At 59.9% G+C, this 339-nt stretch carries 1 pseudogene; it reads left to right on the top strand.

Annotation, left to right across the window (positions count from 1 at the left end):
* Nucleotides 1-339: pseudogene (locus SB753_RS35625) on the top strand (hopanoid C-3 methylase HpnR); the annotation flags it as partial.

Genomic DNA, 339 nt, shown 5'->3' with positions numbered 1-339 from the left:
CGCACGCTCGGTCTGCAATACATGTTCATCGGACTCGAAGCCGTCGACGCCGAAGGGCTGAAGGCGTTTCGCAAGCGTATCGATGTCGACAAGAACTTCGAGGCGCTCGCGTTCGCGCGCTCGCTCGGCATCACGGTCGCGATCAATCTGATCGCCGATCCCGACTGGGATCACCAGCGTTTCGAAACGATCCGGCAATGGTGTCTGGAGATTCCCGAGATCGTGAACATCAGCGTGACCACGCCGTATCCGGGCACGGAAATATGGTTGCGCGAACAACGGCGACTGACGAGCCTCGACTATCGGCTCTACGACATCCAGCATGCCGTGCTGCCGACC

Source organism: Paraburkholderia sp. SIMBA_053, from assembly GCF_046534895.1.
Lineage (GTDB): Bacteria > Pseudomonadota > Gammaproteobacteria > Burkholderiales > Burkholderiaceae > Paraburkholderia > Paraburkholderia caledonica.
This window is presented reverse-complemented; position numbering and strand designations above follow the sequence as displayed.